The organism is Actinoplanes sp. GCM10030250 (assembly GCF_042666575.1).
Lineage (GTDB): Bacteria > Actinomycetota > Actinomycetes > Mycobacteriales > Micromonosporaceae > Actinoplanes.
In genome coordinates this window covers 170,519-186,604 of record NZ_JBHTDO010000003.1, presented here as the reverse complement: position 1 = coordinate 186,604, position 16,086 = coordinate 170,519, and the positions used below count along the sequence as shown (strand labels likewise).

The window sequence follows — 16,086 nt, the reverse complement described above, 5'->3', positions numbered from 1 at the left end:
GCACGTCATCGTCCTGCACGCCCTTTGTCCTGCACGCACATCGTCCTACTCAGCAGAGGAGCCCCCGTTGACTCACGTCTGTTTCACCCTCCAGGTCGACCCGCAGAAGCTCGACGCTTACCGTGCGGCACACGCAGCGGTCTGGCCCGAGATGCTCGGGGCGCTCGCCGCGACCGGCTGGCGGAACTACCGGCTTTTCCTCCGCCCCGACGGTCTCCTCGTCGGCACTCTGGAGACCGACGACTTCGCCGCAGCACAGGAGGCGATGGCGCGCACCGAGGTGAACGCCCGCTGGCAGGCTGCCATGGCCGAGTTCTTCCCGTCGCTCGGCGAGGCCCGCCCTGACGAGGGCCTGGTTGTCCTCGACCAGATCTTCCACCTCGAGGAGCAATTGGCTGCTGGCTGAGCCACGGATATCCAGGGCCACAGCGCAGTCCCGGGCCACTGCGCAGTCCCGGGCCACAGGGCCGTCCAGCGCCTCCCTACCTTCGAACTCACGTCCGCCGGTGATACGAGTTGCGGCGCGGAACCTGCTCCGGATCGAGCCACGCTGGTGGGACATACTCGGCCGTTCCGCCGTCCCCGATGCGTACCCGCCACCCGCCCTCCTCGTGAACAGCCCGGTGATGGTGTTCGCAGACGAGCACCACGTTCGACAGGTCGGTCCTCCCGCCGTCGGCCCAGGAGACGACGTGGTGGGCGTCGCACCAGCGATCCGGGCGGTCGCAGCCCGGGAAGGTGCAGCCGCGGTCGCGGGCGTTCAATGCCCGGCGCAGCGTCCCGGTCACCAGGCGGCGGCTGCGCCCGGCATCAAGAACTTGACTCTCGCCGTCGAAGACCAGCGGCAGGATGCGGGCGTCGCAGGCCATCTGCCGTACGGTCGCAGCCGACACCGGATCGCCGCTGTCGGTCACTCCGCCACGGAGTTCGCGGCGCACCACGTCGTATGAGGCTGTGATCGTCAGCTGGGGCCGGTCGCCGCCGTTCTCCGGGAGGTTCCCGCCCGCCAGCGCCATCCGGCACACCTCGACGAATGCGTCCGCGCGCCGTTGCTCGGGGGTGCGTGTGGTCCCGCTTCCGGCCAGCTCGTCGGCTGCGTCGCTCGGCTTGCACAATGGATCGATCGCGGCGCTGACGACGGCGGCGGCCTTGACGTCGAGAAGCCCACGAAGCCGAACTCGGCCGTCGCCGAGCGGGCTCAGCGTGAAGTGGCGCTGCTCGTGAGCTTCGCGCTCCTCCCGCCTCAGCCGGTCCTCCTCGGCGGCTTCTTCCACTTCGGGTGCCACGTGCGCCAGGATCCGCTTGCCGGCCTTGCGCAGCTCATGCGGGTCCAACTGCGGCGCCCAGGAGGCGAGCGTTGCCGCTGCCTCCGCGCGGACGGCGTCGTCGAGTTTGGCCGGCAGGTCACCGAGCACCTTCGTGATCGCGTCGAGTTGCTCCGCGTTGATCCGGCCGGCGATGACTGCGGCGTCGAGTGCGGGGTCGCTGGTGAGGAGCTTGGCCTGGGTGAGCAGCCGGAGTGCCGAGCCGATGCTGATCCGCAGCCGTCCCCGGAGCCACACGTGCGGTGACGTGGCTCCCTGTGCGGCGGGAATCGCTCGCCCTTCCAACTCCCTGACCGCATGCAGCAGCGCAGCATGGAGCATCTGCTGAGCGGTGTGCACGCTCTCGAGGAACGCCAGAAGCTCATGCTCCGGCATCGACCACGTCGAAGCGGCGGCGCACTCACCCGCATATGCGGTCAAGAGCTCCCCTGTATCTCCCATCCCAGCATTCTCGAACACCTGTACGACAACTTCGGTCGCCCGCAGAGGCAGTCTGCCCGCCCTTGCGAATGGCGCCCCACCAGACACAACATCACCGCGACCCCGGCCCGCACGCCGTGTGACTATGCGCGACTCAGCCCCGCTCCTCCTCCACGAGATCGAGCACTCCCTCCGCGACCTCCCGCGACGCCCCCAGATATGCCGCCTCCAGCTCCCGGAACAACTTCTGCGCCCGCACCGCCGGCCACTCCGCAGGCAGATGCTCCACCGGCAACCGCGGATCTCGCCGGATCGCACCGAGCCACTCCGCGATCAGGCTCAGCCGTGCCGCCAGCGGATCAGTCAAGGGCGCCGGCCCGTCCCAGCGGCCCAGGAACTCCTCGTAGCGCGAGGCGAGCCCCGCCAGGTCGTACGCATCCCGCACCATCCCGCCGACGTCGGTCAGCCCGTCAGCGCGCGCGTGAAAAACGCGCGCGTGAGCCTCCAGACCCAGCCCCGTCACGATCTCCTGTACCGGCACCTGACCGGGCGCGATCCACAGCCCGCCCTGCACCGGCCCGAACCCCGCCCAGGCAAGCTGAGAGCGCAGGTCGTGCCGCTGTCGCTGCCACGACTCCGGCAATGAGAAGCAGAGCAGTGTCCAACTCCCGTCCCACCGGTCGTTGACCGCGCCGGTCTCCCAAATCCGTGCCCGCCCGTCGTGAAGGATCGCGGTCGAGCGGCCGGTGAGCCCGAAGTACATCTTCCGGCCGTGCCTCTGCCGGCGCAGCAGCCCTCGTTTGACCATGCGGGACAGCGTGGAGCGGGTCGCGTGCGACGAGACCCCGAGCCGCTCCAGCACGTCGATCACGCTGCCGGAGAACACGCAGACACCCCGGTCCAGCACGAAGTCACCGAACAGCATGAGCAGCAACGTCTGCGGGCGCAGCGCAGGATCAAGAACCGGCATGAGCTGAATGTTAGGCAACCCGTTGACGGCCGTACAGATAAAGCCTAACTTCGATGTCCAAGCGCCGAACTGCTCCAGCCGCTGAGAGACACCAAGCACTCAACTGCACTAGACCGCTCAACTGCACTAGACCGCTCAACTGCACTAGACCGCTCAACTGCACTAGACCGCTCAACTGCACTAGACCGCTGAGATGCACCAGCACTGAACTGCTCCAAGAGCCGCAACCCCCCAAACGCGAACACCTCGGTAATCAACTGAGGAGGTCACCGTGCGCAGAACCGGGCCGCTGATCCTGACACTCACCCTCGTGACAGCCATGGCCGCCTGTGGCGGCGAAGATTCGGGCGACACCGCCGATCCCATCCAGGTCGGCCAGATCGTCTCGCTGACTGGCAACTACTCGCCGCTCGGCACTGAGAACCAGAAATCCGTCGCCCTGGCGGTCGACAAGATCAACGCTGCCGGCGGCATCGGGGGCCGGCAGATCCAGTTGACCGTACGGGACGACAAGAGCCTCCCCGACCAGGCCGTCCTCTCGTTCAACGAGCTCAAGGGCGACTCCGACGCGATCATCGGTTCGCCGTTCAGCAACTCCGCGCTCGCCACCATCCCTCTCGTGGACCGCGAGGAGATCCCGTACGTCTCGCTCACCCCCGCCGACGAGCAGGTGACACCGATCCACCCGTACGTCTTCGTCGTCCCCGCCACCTCCGGCACCTACGCCGAGGCGGCCCTTCAGTACTTCCAGGCGAACAAGCTGACCAGGGTCGCCGTCGCCTATGACGCCAAGAGCAGTTACGCGGTCGCGGGCGCCAAGGGCCTGCAGGCAAAAGCCGCACAGTACGGCGTCACGCCCGGCCCGATCGAGGAGTTCCAGACCACCGCGACCGAGTTCGGCGCGGTGTTCACCCACGTCCGTGCCTCCGACGCGCAGGCCCTGATGGTGTGGGCGACAGGCGCACCCGCCGTCGCGCTCACCAAGCAGTACGCCGCCTCAGGGCTGGACATCCCGCTGGTCCTCACCGGGGCCCAGGCCAGCAAACTGTTCCTCGAGCCGGCCGGCCCCGCCGCTGAGGGCGCGACCATCGCCACATCGGTCGGGGTCGTCGGCGAGTACCTTCCGGCCGGCGAACTGAAGACCGCGGTGGACGAACTGACCACGGCCTTCACTCAGAAGTACGGCTACGCGCCACCGCAGTTCGCCCAGGACGGCTACAGCGGAGTGAAGTTGCTGGCCGCCGCGATCGAGAAGGCGGGCGGCACCGACCGGAAGAAGGTCCGCGACGCCCTGGAGTCGCTCACGCTCACCACGCCGAACGGCACCTACACCTACTCCGCGACCAACCACTCCGGGCTGACGACCGACTTCATCGCGATCAACACGATCAAGGGCGGCAAGTTCGTACCCACTGAGTTCTCCGAAACGAAGTTCAAGTGAGGCTCACCGTCACCGGTGTCTCCCGCGCGTTCGGGGGCGTCTACGCCGTACGCGATGTCAGCCTGACCGTCGCACCGGGCGAACTGCGCGCGGTGATCGGGCCCAACGGCGCTGGCAAGTCCACCCTTTTCGCCCTCATCGGCGGCCAACTGGCACCCAACACCGGCAGCGTCCAACTGAGCCAAGAAAAGAAACCGAGCGAAGGCACGCACATCGAGCGCCTCTCCGCGCACCGCCGCGCCCGTCTCGGCATCGGCGTGGTCTTCCAAGCAGCCAGAATCTTCCGCGGAATGACCGCCCTCGAGAACGTCATGGTCGGCGCACACTCCACCACCCGCGCCGGTTTCCTCGCCGCGGCGCTTCGCCTGCCCGCGCATCGCCGCGACGAACGCCTGATCCGCGCCCGCGCCCACGAGTGCCTGGCCCGGGTGGGCATCGCGGATTGGGCCGACCGCCCCGCCGAGGCGCTGCCGCTGGGCCAGCAGCGCGCACTCCAACTGGCCCGCGCGCTCTGCGGCCAACCCCGGCTGCTTCTCCTCGACGAACCCGCCTCCGGCCTGCGCGCCGCCGAACGTGACCGCCTCGCCACCCTCCTCCACGAACTGCGCGCCGAGGGCCTAACCATGCTCCTGGTCGAACACGATGTCGCGTTCGTCATGCGCCTCGCGGACCGCGTAACCGTCCTCGACCTGGGCAAAGTCATCGCCGAAGGCACCGCCGCCGAGGTCCGCGCCAACCCCCGCGTCATGGCCGCCTACCTCGGCACAGCCCCCACCAAGTCCACTCAAACCCACCAAACCGATCAAGCCGATCAAGCCGATCAAAACCACAAGGCAGCTGTACGGGAAAACGACGCCCCCACCGTCCGGAAGAGCCCACAACCGTGACCGCCGTCGTAGAGGTCACCGGCCTCACGGTCCGCTACTCAGGTGCCACCGCGCTGGACGGCGTCGACCTGACAGTCGGCGAGGGCGAGCTGGTAGCCCTAATCGGAGCCAACGGCGCAGGCAAGTCCACGCTGGTCAAAGCCCTCTCGGGCCTCATCCCCGCCAAACCCGGCGCAGGCGCGTCGGGAGCTCGCGGCTGGAAAGGCCCCGGTTCAAGGGTTGCCGGTTCAAGGGTTGCCGGTTCAAATGCTCACGGCTCCGGAACCGCCGGATCGGAAAACGGCAGGATCGAGGCCGGCACGATCACCGTGCGCGGACGCCTCGCGCAGGTTCCCGAAGGCCGCGAGATGTTCGGTGATCTCACCGTCGACGACAACCTCCGCCTCGGCGGCTGGCGCAACGGCCGCAAAGGCCGCGACACCACCCCTATCTACGACCTGCTGCCCGACCTGGCCCCCATCCGAAGCCGCCGAGCCGGCACCCTCTCCGGCGGCCAGCAACAAATGGTCGCGATCGGCCGCGCACTGATGGCCCGCCCCGACATCCTCGTAGTGGACGAACTCAGCCTCGGCCTGGCCCCACTGATCGTGGCCACCCTCATAGAACACCTGCTCACCCTCAACGCCGGCCAACACAGCACAGAACAACACAGCGCCGGCCAGCACAGCGCCGGCCAGCACAGCGCCGGCCAGCACAGCGCCGGCCAACACAGCACAGAACAACACAGCGCCAGACCAGAAAACACCGGCCGCCGACTCGCCGTCCTCCTAATCGAACAGAACGCCCGCCTGGCGCTGGACCTGTGCGAACGCGCCTACGTCCTCGAAGCCGGCCGCATCGCTCTGCACGGCCCCGCCAAGGAACTCGCGCAGGACCAACGCGTAGCCGCCGCCTACCTCGGTGGCCATGTAGCCACCGGTGAAAACCCGATGAGCGCCCGATGAGCGACCTGATCGGCTACCTCATCACCGGCCTCGGACTCGGCGCCGGTTTCGCGCTGGTCGCCAGCGGTCTCGTAGCGATCTACCGCGTGACCCGGGTGGTCAACTTCGCGCAGGGAGCGTTCGCGGTGCTGGCCGCCATGCTCACCTCCTCGCTCCTCGGCGCGGGACTCCCGCACGGTGTCGCGGAACTCGGCGGCGTCCTGCTCGGCGCCCTCGCCGGGCTCCTGGTCGGTGTGGTCGCTATCGGTCGCCCCGGCACCAGCCCCGGAACGTCGCTGATCGTGACGCTCGGCTTGGGTGTCTTCGCGTACGCGATAGAGATCTTGATCTGGGGTGATCAGCCACGCTCCTTCCCGGGCGTGCCCGGCGTTGCCGAGGTGGCAGGCGCCCGATTGCAGGCCCACTACCTGGTGGTTCTCGCCGTGACCGTTCCCGTGTTCGCCGGTCTGGGCTGGTTCTTCGCCCGCACCGACCTGGGCAAGGCGCTCTCCGCGTGCGCCTCGAACCGCTACGCCGCGCGGGTCGTCGGCATCGACGTGCGCCGGATGGGCCTGATCGCTTTCGCCCTCGGCGGCGCTCTCGGCGGCCTGGCCGGCGTCCTCACCACCCCGGTCCAGCAGGTCACCTTCGACAGCGACGTCACCCTGATCGTCAACGGCTTCGCCGCGGCGGTACTCGGCGGCCTCACCCGCCCGGTGGTAGCACTCGCCGGCGGCCTCCTGCTCGGCGTAGCGCAAACACTGGTCGCCGGCTACGGCGGCGGCGCCTACCAGGTGGAGGTAGCCCTCGTGCTGATGCTCACCGTGATGATCGTCCAGGCCACCCGCACCGGCCCTGTCCCGGAGACAGTCCAATGAAAAGCGACAGCCCGGCGTCTAGCGACAGCCCGGCGTCTAGCGACAGCCCGGCGTCTAGCGACAGCCCGGCGGCTAGTGACAGCCCGGCGGCTAGTGACAGCCCGGCGGCCAGCGGCAACCCGGTGGGCGCCGGGCGGTCCGTGAGGCGCTGGGAAATCGCGGCGCTGGTGCTCGCCACGCTGGTGCTGCCGCCGCTCCTGCCGGAGCGCCATCTCGCGACGTTTGTGCTGCTCACGCTGGCTGCGACGGTCACCGTTGGCGTTTCGCTGCTGATGGGGTACGCGGGACAGGTCTCGCTGGGGCAGGCCTCCTTCTACGCGATCGGGGCGTACGCGGCCGGCCTGCTCGCCGTCCATGGCGCACCGCCGCTGCTGGGTCTGGTCGCCGCACCGATGATCGCGGCAGCCGCAGCCGTACTCCTGGGTGCCCCACTGCTGCGGTTGCGGGGGCATCACCTCGCGTTCGCGACTCTCGCCGTTCAGCTGATCCTGCTGTCGCTGCTGGCTCAGGCCGATTGGGCGGGTGGTGCCATCGGGCTCCAGGGGATTCCGCGGTTCTCGGTCGGCGGTTTCGAGTTGCGTGAGGACCTCGGTTACGCGTACGTCGCCTGGTGTGTCCTTGCCGTTGCCGTGCTGATCTCGCGCAATGTGGTCTCCTCCCGCGCAGGTCGCGGCCTGCGCGCCGCCGGTACGAGCGAGATCGCCGCCGCGGCCAGCGGTGTGCCCGTCGGCGGCTACCGGCTCGCGGTCTTCGCTCTCTCCGCCGCGCTCGCCGGGCTGGCCGGTGGTGTCTACGCGTTCTACCTGGGATATCTGGCCCCTGGCTCCTTCCCGGTGCTGCTCTCCATCGAATACGTGGTGATGGCCGTGGTCGGCGGCCTCGGCACGATCGCCGGCCCGATCGTCGGCGCGGCAGTAATCGTGCTGCTGATCCAGCTGCTGAACACGCTGGGCACTCAGCCGGGCATGCCGGACTACGCGCCGAGCGTCCTGTCCTACGCCGTTTACGCGCTGGTGCTGGTGGTGTGCGTGCTCTACCTCCCGCGTGGACTGGTCCCCAGCGCGCGCGTCGCCCTGGACCGCCTCAAAACCCGGCGATAGCGGCGCTCACCTGTCATCAAACGTGCAGTTCAAGAGACGCGCGCAGCGCTGCCGCGAAGGCGTCGGGGTCTCCCTTCTGGCCGTACTCGCCGCCGAGGAAGCCCGCGTGGTGGCTCGGATAGACCGTGGGTGTGATGCCGAGGCGCTCGGCGACGGCGCGGCCGCCGCGGTGGGCGACCTCGTCCTCGGACTCGGCGCCGACGGCGATGATGATGCGGGTGGAGGCGGCGCGCAGAGCGTCGAAATCCGGCTCGTAGAGGCAGCTGGTCACGAGGTTTTGCCCGAGCAGGGCGTCGTTGCGGGAGCCGTCGTCCTCGGCGGGCAGTCCGAAGGCGGCCGGGTCGGGGCCGGGCTGCTCGGCGAAACCGGCGGGCACCGGTCCCTTCAACGAGGTGATCTCAATGAACTTGACCATCGCTGGGCCCATGCCGGAGCGCTCGTAGAGGCTGCGGATGCCCCGGACGGCGGCGACCGCGTTCTCCCGCTCGGGGAGCAGCGCCACGGTGGGCGGCTCGTGAGCGACGACCACACGCACCAGATCGGGATGCGCGGCGACGAGAGCCAGCGCATTCACCGCGCCGCCGCTGCTGGCGAAGAGGTCGACAGAGCCAGAACCAGCACGGGCAGAACCAGCACGGGCAGAGCCAGAACCAGCAGAGCCAGAGCGGACCGCCTCGATGATTCGGCTGACGTCGTCGGCGTGCTGCTCGGGAGTGCTCTCGGGGGCGGGGTCGGTGCGCTCGCTGCGCGCTGTGCCGCGTGGGTCGTAGGTGACCACGGTCCGGTCAGTGAAGTGGCCCGCCAGCGTGACGAAGCCGCTTGCATCCATCGGAGAGGCGATCAGCATCAGCGGTGGCTTGTCGGAGGGCTGGGCCGGCTCGCGCACGTCATAGCGCAGGACAGCACCGGGAACTTCCAGGGTGTGAGTAACCGGCTCAATCATGTCTCGACACTAAGCCACGGGTATGACACTTTCGGTGGCCAAACCGGAGGTGCCTCGTGACGAACACGCCCCCACCCGCCGAACAAGCCGATCCTGAACAGGCCGATCCTGAACAGGCCGATCCTGAACAGGCCGATCCTGAACAGGCCGTTGCTGGACGCGCCAACGCTGTGCAGGCCGCGCGTGAGGAAGCACTGACCGACGAAGTGCTGGCCTCCTTCGCCGGCACCGAGTCCGGTCGGACTCAGGAACTTCTGGAGGCGCTCACACGGCACCTGCACGCGTTCGTGCGCGAGACCCGTCTGACCGAGGCGGAGTGGGCGGTGGGGATCGGGTTCCTCACCCGCTGCGGGGAGATCACCGACGCCAAGCGCCAGGAGTTCATCCTGCTCAGCGACGTGCTGGGTGTCTCCATGCAGACCATCACCGTCAACAACGAGACGGTGAGAAGCCAGTCGGGAAGCAATGAGATGGCGACGGAGGCGACCGAGGCGACCGTCGTCGGGCCGTTCTTCGTGGAGGGCTCGCCGGAGGTGCCGATCGGCGGTGACGTCGCCGGTGGTGCGGCGGGGGAGCCCTGCTGGGTGGCGGGAACGGTCACCGACACCAGCGGAAACCCGGTGCCCGGCGCGCGGATCGAGGTGTGGGAGGCCGACGAGGAAGGGCTCTACGACGTCCAGTACGGCGATGACCGGGTCGCAGCTCGGGCGCATCTTTTCAGCGACGAGGCGGGGCGCTACGCGTTCTGGGGTGTGCGGCCTACGCCGTACCCGATCCCTGATGACGGACCGGTCGGTGACCTGTTGAAAGCCACCCGCCGATCACCGATGCGAGCGTCGCACCTGCATTTCATGGTTTCTGCGGAGGGGCTTCACACCCTGGCAACCCACATTTTCGTACGGGAATGCGAGTTTCTGACCCGCGACAGCGTCTTCGGTGTCAAGCAGTCTCTGGTCAAGGATTTTGTGAGGCAGCCGCCCGGCACCCCGGGCCCGGACGGTCGCCTGCTCGACGGCCCGTGGTCCCGCACCGAGTTCGACATAATCCTGGCCCCTGAGAGATAGCCCTGGCTACAGAGATAACCCTGGCTACAGAGATAGCCGCGACCATCTATCGCCAACCGGATCTATCGCCAACCGGATCTATCGCCTCTTTACCGGCGAACCGCCCTACGCCGGGATCAAGTTACGACACGGGATCGAACCATGTAACAGAGGCGATGTAGGTTACCGATCGCCGGATCGATCAGAGGGGTGTCAATCGTGACGACGTCCGTGGAACAGACACAGCCCGCACAAACGGGGGCCGTGGCGTTCACCGCGCGCGAGCGCTGGGTACTGCTGGTCGCCAGTGCATGGCTGGTCATCGGGTTGCAGCTGGACGCGTACGCCCACGCGACCACTCCGGAGCTGGAGACCTTCTGGACGCCGTGGCACGGCGTGCTCTACTCCGGTATCGCCGCGTCCGGGTTCACCCTGCTCTGGATCATGCGCTCCCGGCTGCCCGGTGTGCCCACCTATCAGTCCGTGCTGGCCCTGCCGAACGCGCTGCGCATTCCGCTGGCCGGGATGGCGTTCCTGCTGGTCGGCGGGGGAGTGGACACGTTGTGGCACAACGTGTTCGGCATCGAGCGGGACATGGAGATCTTCGTCAGCCCGAGCCACGAGTTCATCATCCTCGGCATGGTGCTCGTCGCGATGGGCCCGGCGCTGATGCTCGCCACCGGACCGGAGCGCCGGCTCAGCGTCGGCGGCGGTTTCCTGGTCGCCATCTCCACGCTCTTCTCCGCGCTGCCGGTGCACATCTACTCGCTGCACGCCTCGTCGATCGGCTTCCGCCACCTGGGCAGCGGCAACGAGACAGTACCGATCTTCTCGCCCGACGCGCAGCTCGTCCACGGGTACGTGTTCAGCACGATCCTCCTGCTGCTCCCCTTCGTGATCATCGGCCGCCGGTGGCCACTGCCGATCGGACTGCCCAGCATCCTGGTCGCGGTCATCGCCGTACTCATGCATCTGATGTTCGATTCCAAGGACCCGTGGTGGCCGGCGCTCGCGGTCGCCGGTGCGGCCTTCGTGATCGAACTCGTGCTGCGGATCGTGACGCCTCTGGTCCCGCTCTCCGCCAACCTTCGCTGGCTCCTCTTCGGCCTGATCGCCCCGCCCGCCACGTGGGGCACGCTGCTGCTGGTAGGCAAGATCCAGGAGGGCAGCACCGGCTTCAACATCCACATGATCACCGGCCTCCTCACCCTCACCGCCCTGACCGGCGCGGCGACCGTACTCGTCGCCCGCAGCGTCCAGCACCTCCCGGAGTGAGCAAACCCCAGCCGCGATCGGGACAGCGAGCACTGCAAGAGCGGTGTGCGCTGCGAATAATCGGGCAGCTTGCGCTGCGCCAACTCGAGCTGTTTCGGCGCCTCGCCGTGGTGGCGCTGGTGCTCGGGGCGACGCTGGCCGCCACCGCCGCACCGGCCGCCGCGCATGCGGGCGGGCTGACAGCGACCGACTCCCGGGGCAGCGTGGTGTCGATCAGCCCCGCGACCCCCGGCCTGGAGATCGTGGCGATCGAGGACGGCGCCCGGCTCCGGCTCCGCAACGGCACCACCGGCCCGATCACCGTCAGCGCCGGGGGAGGAGCAGCTACTCCGGCGGTCATAGCCGCCGGCGACGATCTGACCTGGATCGACGAACGAGCAACACCGGACGGCCGACGCGTTGCAGCGGGCCGGACCGTGGAGTGGACGATTCCCCTCGACGCCAACGGCATCCCCGTCACCGTCACCGGCGTCCTGACCGGCGAGAACCCTCCGCTGGCGCCGCTGTGGTGGGTGGCGTCCGCCCTCACCGGCGTGGTTCTCATACTCCTGGCCCGCCGACTGCGCCGCGCCGACCTGCTGCTCGCCGCCGCCGGAACGATCGCGGCTGCCGCCTCCATCACGCACGTGGCCGGCTCGACCCTCGCGGTCGAGTCAGCACCCCTGGCCGGAACCTTCCTCAGCGCGGCCGGCGTCAACCTCCTCGCCTGGCCCCTGCTCATCGGCGGCGCGATCACCGCCATCCGGGGGCGTGCCGCGGGCGTTCTGGCGGTCTGCGCCGGGGCCGCCCTGACCGCGGTCTTCGTGCTACCCGACGTGACGTCGTTCCACCGCCCGGTACTGCCCTTCGCCGGCCCAGCCCTCCTCGAACGCATCCTGGTCGTCCTCGCACTCGGCCTCGGCGCAGGCGTGGCAATCGCCGGCGCGGGCGTCCTCCGCGGCCTCGCACACAAAGCGGCCAACGACGGAGCGGCCAACGACGGTGCCGCCACCGACCCAGCCGCCACCGACCCAGCTGCCGATGACATGACCGCCGATGACATGACCGCCGATGACAGAGCCGCCGACGGGTCGCGGTGACCGTTCTAGCTCACGGCGTCGGTAGCTCAGCCGACCTGCCGCTCCCGCTCGACCTGGTGTTGCAGGCCGGCGCCGCCACGGTCGTCGTCTCGTTCCTCGTCACGGCGTTCTGGTGGCGTGAGCCCAGGCTGACCGCGAGCTCACCGCGTAGCCTCCGGCACGGGCACTGGCTGCGCTATCCGGTGCTGGTCTTCTCGCTCTATCTCGTCGGCAACGCCATCGCCGGACCGCGCGAGAACAATCCGGCGGCGCACGCGCTCTTCGTGTGGCTCTGGGTGGGGCTGATTCCGGTCAGCGTCGCGTTCGGACCTGTGTGGCGGCTGGTGAACCCGCTGCGCACGATCTTCGTGCTGCTGCGGCTGCCTTCGCGCGGCCTGCGCCCGCTACCGCCCGGCCTGCGCCCGCTACCGCCCGGCCGTAGCGCGGGGGCGTGGCCGGCGGCGGTGTTCCTGCTGGGCTTTGTCTGGTTCGAGCTGGTGGTGCCCCATCACAGCGATCCGGTCGCGGTCGGTCTTTGGATTCTTGGGTACGCCTTGAGCCAACTCACCCTGGCAACAGTCCGCGGCGAGGAATGGTTCTCCCGCGGCGACTGCTTCGAGGTCTACTCCGAACTAGCCGGCCGCCTCAGCCCGCTCCGCTGGCCCACCCCTCTCTCCGGCCTCGTCGCCCCCCTCCCCGGCGACGCCCCCGAGCCGCGAGCCGAGCTGCGAGCCGAGCCGCGCGCCGTGTCGCTGGGCGAGCTGCGCGCCGAGCCAGGAACAGTCGCAGTCGCCCCGCCGCGCCGCCGGATCGCTCGCCTGACGGCTGGGCTTGGCGCGGCTGCCGTCCTCGCGGTCTGGTGGGGTTCCACCGTCTTCGACAGCGCCTCCTCCTCGCCGTGGTGGACCGCATTCGTCGAGCGCACCGGTCGTCCCGCCGTCTTCGGCACGGCCGGTTTGATCCTGCTCTGTGCGCTGGTACTGATCGCGGTCAGATGGACAGCGGGCCGCCTCGACGTGACCGCGTCGCTGATCCCGATCGCCGTCGGCTACACGCTTGCCCACTACCTGTCGTTGCTGCTGGTGGAGGGCCCGCGCGGCTTTCTTCTGCTGATCCAGCAGTGGGGCCTAGTGCCGGGCGCGGAATGGAACCTGACGCCCGCGCCGCAGGTCATCACCGGAGCTCAGATCGCGCTGATCCTGATCGGACATGTGATCGGCGTAGTGGTGGCACACGACCGAGCGCTCGCCGCTGAACCGAGTCGGTCGTCACTCGAGGTGCTGGCTGACGAGCTTCCGCTGGTCCTTTTCATGATCGGCTGCACGTGGGTGGGCCTGTTCCTCCTATTCGTTCGCTGAGGGCGGTAGAACCACGGAGGGGTCAGAATCACGGAGGGGTCAGAACCGCAGCGGGGTCAGAACCGCAGAGGGATCGAGATTGAGACCCCAACCCTGCGATAGCGCCGGGTCTGGGCTGTGGATTTTGCTTCTAGATGATCGCTGGGCCGAAGGTGTCGGCCATCGCGGCGATGCCCAGGCAGAGGAGGGGGCCGCGGAAGCCGCCGGGTGTGGAGAGGTCCTCGTCGTCGACGTCGGCCAGGTCGTGCCACTGGCGGATCACCGGGTCGGGGGAGTGGTGGCGCAGGGAGCGTACGCCTGGGTCCGGCACCTGGTGGCCGGCCGCGCGCAGCAGTGCGGCCAGGCCGTCCTGCTGGCGTCGGACCGCCCGGGCGATCTCGAGCAGCCGGCCGGGTGGTGCGCCGGCGGCGGGCTGGGGGCTGGCGGGCTGGGGGCTGGCGGGCGCAGGGCTGGCGGGCGCAGGGCTGGCGGGTTCGGGACGGGAGGGTTCGGGGCTGAGCTCGGGGGTTGCGGGGATGGGGGGTACTGCGTGGTCGGTGACCCAGGCGGCCAGTTCGCGGGTGGTGACCATGTGGCCCTGGGTGTGGGCGGTCATCGCGAGGCCGTGGACGACTAGTGCTGTGGTCTGGACCAGTACCTGGTGCACCGGCATCCGGTGGGGCAGGTCGATCATCGGGTGGGTGGGCGCCAGGAGGATCGCTGTGCGGCGGGTGGCTGCCTGCCACCGGCCGGTGTCACCGGCGGCGACCTGTTCGGCGTACTCCCAGATGGTCGGCATCGGACGATCTCACCAGGGGGAACGCGGCTCGGCAATCCGTCTTCGGTGTAGGCGGGCGATCCCCCGAACGTGCGGTTTCGGTCGCGATTAGTACATCTGATCTAATCGTGGGGTAGGGTGCGGTGTATGAGTATCGACAGCGGTGAGGGTCCAGCTCGGCCTGTTACCGCAAGGCCTGTTACCGCTCGGCCTGTTACTGCTCGGCAGGAGCGCATTCTTGCGGTGATCCGGGAGTCGGTGCGTGATCGGGGTTATCCGCCGACTGTTCGGGAGATCGGGGCCGCTGTCGGGCTTGTTTCGCCGTCGTCGGTGTCGCACCACCTCAAGATCCTTGAGGGGCACGGTTTGCTGCGTCGTCGTCCCAACGAGTCCCGTGCTGTTGATGTGCGTACCCGCGGCAACGGGAAGGCGGCGGCTCGGGACGCGGAGCGGGGCGACGGCGCGGTCTCGGTTCCGGTGCTGGGTGACATTGCGGCTGGTGCGCCGATTCTCGCCGAGGAGCATGTGACGGACCATCTGACCGTTGCGCGGGAGATGGTCGGGCACGGCACGTTCTTCGCGCTCAACGTCAAGGGTGACTCGATGATCGACGCGGCGATCTGTGACGGGGACGTGGTGGTGGTGCGCCGTCAGCCGGTCGCGGAGAACGGGGACATCATCGCTGCCATGCTCGACGGGGAGGCGACGGTCAAAGTGCTGCGCCGTCGTGGCGGGCGGGTCGAGTTGGTGCCTCGGAACCCCCTCTATCAGGTCATTCCGGGTGATGAGGCTGTCGTGCTGGGCAAGGTCGTCTGCGTCATGCGCCGTCTTTGACGGATCGCGGCGGGGTTGGTTGTTCAGGCAGGCAGAGCGCGGGCCGGGCGGAGGCTGACGTCGTCGAGGCGGAGGCTGGGGTGGCTGCGGCGGCGTACTGAGGCTCGGCAGCTCCAGTGTTCGTCGAACCAGCCGCCGCCTCGGAGTACCCGGTAGGTGCCGTAGACCTCGGGGTCGTAGACGTCCCAGCACCAGTCCCAGGCGTTGCCGAGCATGTCGTGGAAGCCCCAGGCGTTGGGCTGTTTCTCGCCGGGCTGGTGGAGGCGCTCGCCGGAGTTGTGGCGGTACCAGGCGATGTCGTCGAGTTCGCCGTATCGGGGGCCGGTGGTGCCGGCTCGGCAGGCGTGTTCCCACTCGGCCTCGGTGGGGAGGCGGTAGCCGTCGGCGGAGCGGTTCCAGAGGACGCCCGGCTCGTCGGGGGAGGGGCGCAGGCTGCCGTCAGGGTCGAGGCGATCTTCGTTGTCGACCCGGCCACCTGCGGAAACCCGGCCACCTGCGGAAACCCGGCCACCTGCGGAAACCCGGCCATGCGCGGGGACTTGGTCATGAGAGGGGACTTGGTCATGAGAGGGGAGCGCGCCGGAGGGAGCTGGGGAACCCGCGGGAAGGAAGAGGTAGGCGGGGGTGAGGCCCTCACGGCCGGAGAGGGCGTTGCAGAGCTGGAGGGCATCCCACCAGGAGACCTCGGTGACGGGAAGACCGCCGGGCGTGAGGGTGAGGGGGGTCGCGGCGAGCTGGAAGGACGGGACCGGGACTGTCCAGCGGCGTTCGGTGCGGCGGTCGGTCAGCGTGACCTCACCCGAGGGAACAACGAGCATCGGGGGATGGGCTACCGCTGGAAGAGGGAAGGGCACAGCTGGAGAGGGCACAGCTG

The 16,086-nt window shown here is 68.9% G+C and carries 15 protein-coding genes and 1 pseudogene; 11 read left to right on the top strand and 5 right to left on the bottom strand.

Annotated features, from left to right (window positions below; translation table 11 throughout):
• Nucleotides 1–67 precede the first annotated feature (67 nt).
• Entirely contained in the window at nucleotides 68–406 is a 339-nt protein-coding gene (locus ACFQV6_RS06530; RefSeq protein ID WP_378026422.1) for an L-rhamnose mutarotase, read from the top strand.
• Between the two features lie 88 nt (nucleotides 407–494).
• Here the strand turns inward: ACFQV6_RS06530 and ACFQV6_RS06525 are convergent, their stop codons facing one another.
• Together ACFQV6_RS06525 and ACFQV6_RS06520 are read right to left on the bottom strand one after the other, a co-directional pair.
• Complete coding sequence (locus ACFQV6_RS06525) at nucleotides 495–1,766, bottom strand: DUF222 domain-containing protein (RefSeq protein ID WP_378026421.1); 1,272 nt, start codon at nucleotides 1,764–1,766, stop codon at nucleotides 495–497.
• Nucleotides 1,767–1,899: 133 nt separating this feature from the next.
• Nucleotides 1,900–2,715, bottom strand: coding sequence for a PaaX family transcriptional regulator C-terminal domain-containing protein (locus ACFQV6_RS06520; RefSeq protein WP_378026420.1), 816 nt, complete (start codon nucleotides 2,713–2,715; stop codon nucleotides 1,900–1,902).
• A 271-nt stretch (nucleotides 2,716–2,986) separates the two neighbouring features.
• Here ACFQV6_RS06520 and ACFQV6_RS06515 point away from each other — a divergent pair, with 271 nt between their 5' ends.
• The 5 genes and pseudogenes from ACFQV6_RS06515 to ACFQV6_RS06495 all read left to right on the top strand — a co-directional run bounded on the left by ACFQV6_RS06515 (nucleotide 2,987) and on the right by ACFQV6_RS06495 (nucleotide 7,944).
• Nucleotides 2,987–4,156 carry an ABC transporter substrate-binding protein gene (locus ACFQV6_RS06515; protein WP_378026419.1) on the top strand — a complete coding sequence of 390 codons (1,170 nt, stop codon included), beginning with the start codon at nucleotides 2,987–2,989 and terminating at the stop codon, nucleotides 4,154–4,156.
• Nucleotides 4,153–5,043 (top strand): ABC transporter ATP-binding protein, encoded by an 891-nt coding sequence (locus ACFQV6_RS06510; protein WP_378026418.1) that lies wholly within the window; start codon nucleotides 4,153–4,155, stop codon nucleotides 5,041–5,043. Before ACFQV6_RS06515 ends, ACFQV6_RS06510 begins: the two co-directional genes overlap by 4 nt.
• Nucleotides 5,040–5,591: pseudogene (locus ACFQV6_RS06505) on the top strand (ATP-binding cassette domain-containing protein); the annotation flags it as partial. The gene ACFQV6_RS06510 and the pseudogene ACFQV6_RS06505, both read left to right, overlap by 4 nt.
• Before the next feature lie 392 nt (nucleotides 5,592–5,983).
• Entirely contained in the window at nucleotides 5,984–6,844 is an 861-nt protein-coding gene (locus tag ACFQV6_RS06500; RefSeq protein ID WP_378026417.1) for a branched-chain amino acid ABC transporter permease, read from the top strand.
• 140 nt (nucleotides 6,845–6,984) lie between these two features.
• Complete coding sequence (locus ACFQV6_RS06495) at nucleotides 6,985–7,944, top strand: branched-chain amino acid ABC transporter permease (RefSeq protein ID WP_378026416.1); 960 nt, start codon at nucleotides 6,985–6,987, stop codon at nucleotides 7,942–7,944.
• Nucleotides 7,945–7,960: 16 nt separating this feature from the next.
• Here ACFQV6_RS06495 and ACFQV6_RS06490 read toward each other — a convergent pair whose 3' ends face one another.
• Entirely contained in the window at nucleotides 7,961–8,887 is a 927-nt protein-coding gene (locus ACFQV6_RS06490; RefSeq protein WP_378026415.1) for an alpha/beta fold hydrolase, read from the bottom strand.
• Nucleotides 8,888–8,943: 56 nt separating this feature from the next.
• Here ACFQV6_RS06490 and ACFQV6_RS06485 point away from each other — a divergent pair, with 56 nt between their 5' ends.
• From ACFQV6_RS06485 to ACFQV6_RS06470, 4 genes are all read left to right on the top strand, one after another.
• Nucleotides 8,944–9,951 carry a dioxygenase gene (locus tag ACFQV6_RS06485; RefSeq protein ID WP_378026414.1) on the top strand — a complete coding sequence of 336 codons (1,008 nt, stop codon included), beginning with the start codon at nucleotides 8,944–8,946 and terminating at the stop codon, nucleotides 9,949–9,951.
• Nucleotides 9,952–10,149: 198 nt separating this feature from the next.
• Complete coding sequence (locus ACFQV6_RS06480) at nucleotides 10,150–11,205, top strand: hypothetical protein (RefSeq protein ID WP_378026413.1); 1,056 nt, start codon at nucleotides 10,150–10,152, stop codon at nucleotides 11,203–11,205.
• Nucleotides 11,202–12,284, top strand: a complete 1,083-nt coding sequence (locus tag ACFQV6_RS06475; protein WP_378026412.1) for a hypothetical protein — start codon at nucleotides 11,202–11,204, stop codon at nucleotides 12,282–12,284. The genes ACFQV6_RS06480 and ACFQV6_RS06475 overlap by 4 nt, the downstream gene beginning before the upstream one ends.
• A complete protein-coding gene (locus tag ACFQV6_RS06470) occupies nucleotides 12,281–13,621 on the top strand; it encodes a hypothetical protein (protein ID WP_378026411.1) in 1,341 nt (446 codons plus the stop codon). Before ACFQV6_RS06475 ends, ACFQV6_RS06470 begins: the two co-directional genes overlap by 4 nt.
• Before the next feature lie 130 nt (nucleotides 13,622–13,751).
• Here ACFQV6_RS06470 and ACFQV6_RS06465 read toward each other — a convergent pair whose 3' ends face one another.
• Entirely contained in the window at nucleotides 13,752–14,399 is a 648-nt protein-coding gene (locus tag ACFQV6_RS06465; protein ID WP_378026410.1) for a hypothetical protein, read from the bottom strand.
• A 126-nt stretch (nucleotides 14,400–14,525) separates the two neighbouring features.
• Between ACFQV6_RS06465 and lexA the strand changes: the two genes are divergently transcribed.
• The gene (gene lexA / locus ACFQV6_RS06460) at nucleotides 14,526–15,212 is read left to right on the top strand and encodes a transcriptional repressor LexA (RefSeq protein ID WP_378026409.1); all 687 of its coding nucleotides are present in this window, start codon (nucleotides 14,526–14,528) and stop codon (nucleotides 15,210–15,212) included.
• Between the two features lie 23 nt (nucleotides 15,213–15,235).
• On the opposite strand, the gene ACFQV6_RS06455 is transcribed toward lexA, so the two are convergent.
• Complete coding sequence (locus ACFQV6_RS06455; RefSeq protein WP_378026408.1) at nucleotides 15,236–16,030, bottom strand: formylglycine-generating enzyme family protein; 795 nt, start codon at nucleotides 16,028–16,030, stop codon at nucleotides 15,236–15,238.
• Between the last annotated feature and the right edge of the window lie 56 nt (nucleotides 16,031–16,086).

Bases quoted from the DNA above. Each gene is read 5' to 3' on its own strand.
- ACFQV6_RS06520 (WP_378026420.1), bottom strand. From the start codon at position 2,715: ATGCCGGTTCTTGATCCTGCGCTGCGCCCGCAGACGTTGCTGCTCATG.
- ACFQV6_RS06490 (WP_378026415.1), bottom strand. From the start codon at position 8,887: ATGATTGAGCCGGTTACTCACACCCTGGAAGTTCCCGGTGCTGTCCTG.
- lexA (WP_378026409.1), top strand. From the start codon at position 14,526: ATGAGTATCGACAGCGGTGAGGGTCCAGCTCGGCCTGTTACCGCAAGG.
- ACFQV6_RS06455 (WP_378026408.1), bottom strand. From the start codon at position 16,030: ATGCTCGTTGTTCCCTCGGGTGAGGTCACGCTGACCGACCGCCGCACC.
- ACFQV6_RS06500 (WP_378026417.1), top strand. From the start codon at position 5,984: ATGAGCGACCTGATCGGCTACCTCATCACCGGCCTCGGACTCGGCGCC.
- ACFQV6_RS06465 (WP_378026410.1), bottom strand. From the start codon at position 14,399: ATGCCGACCATCTGGGAGTACGCCGAACAGGTCGCCGCCGGTGACACC.
- ACFQV6_RS06525 (WP_378026421.1), bottom strand. From the start codon at position 1,766: ATGGGAGATACAGGGGAGCTCTTGACCGCATATGCGGGTGAGTGCGCC.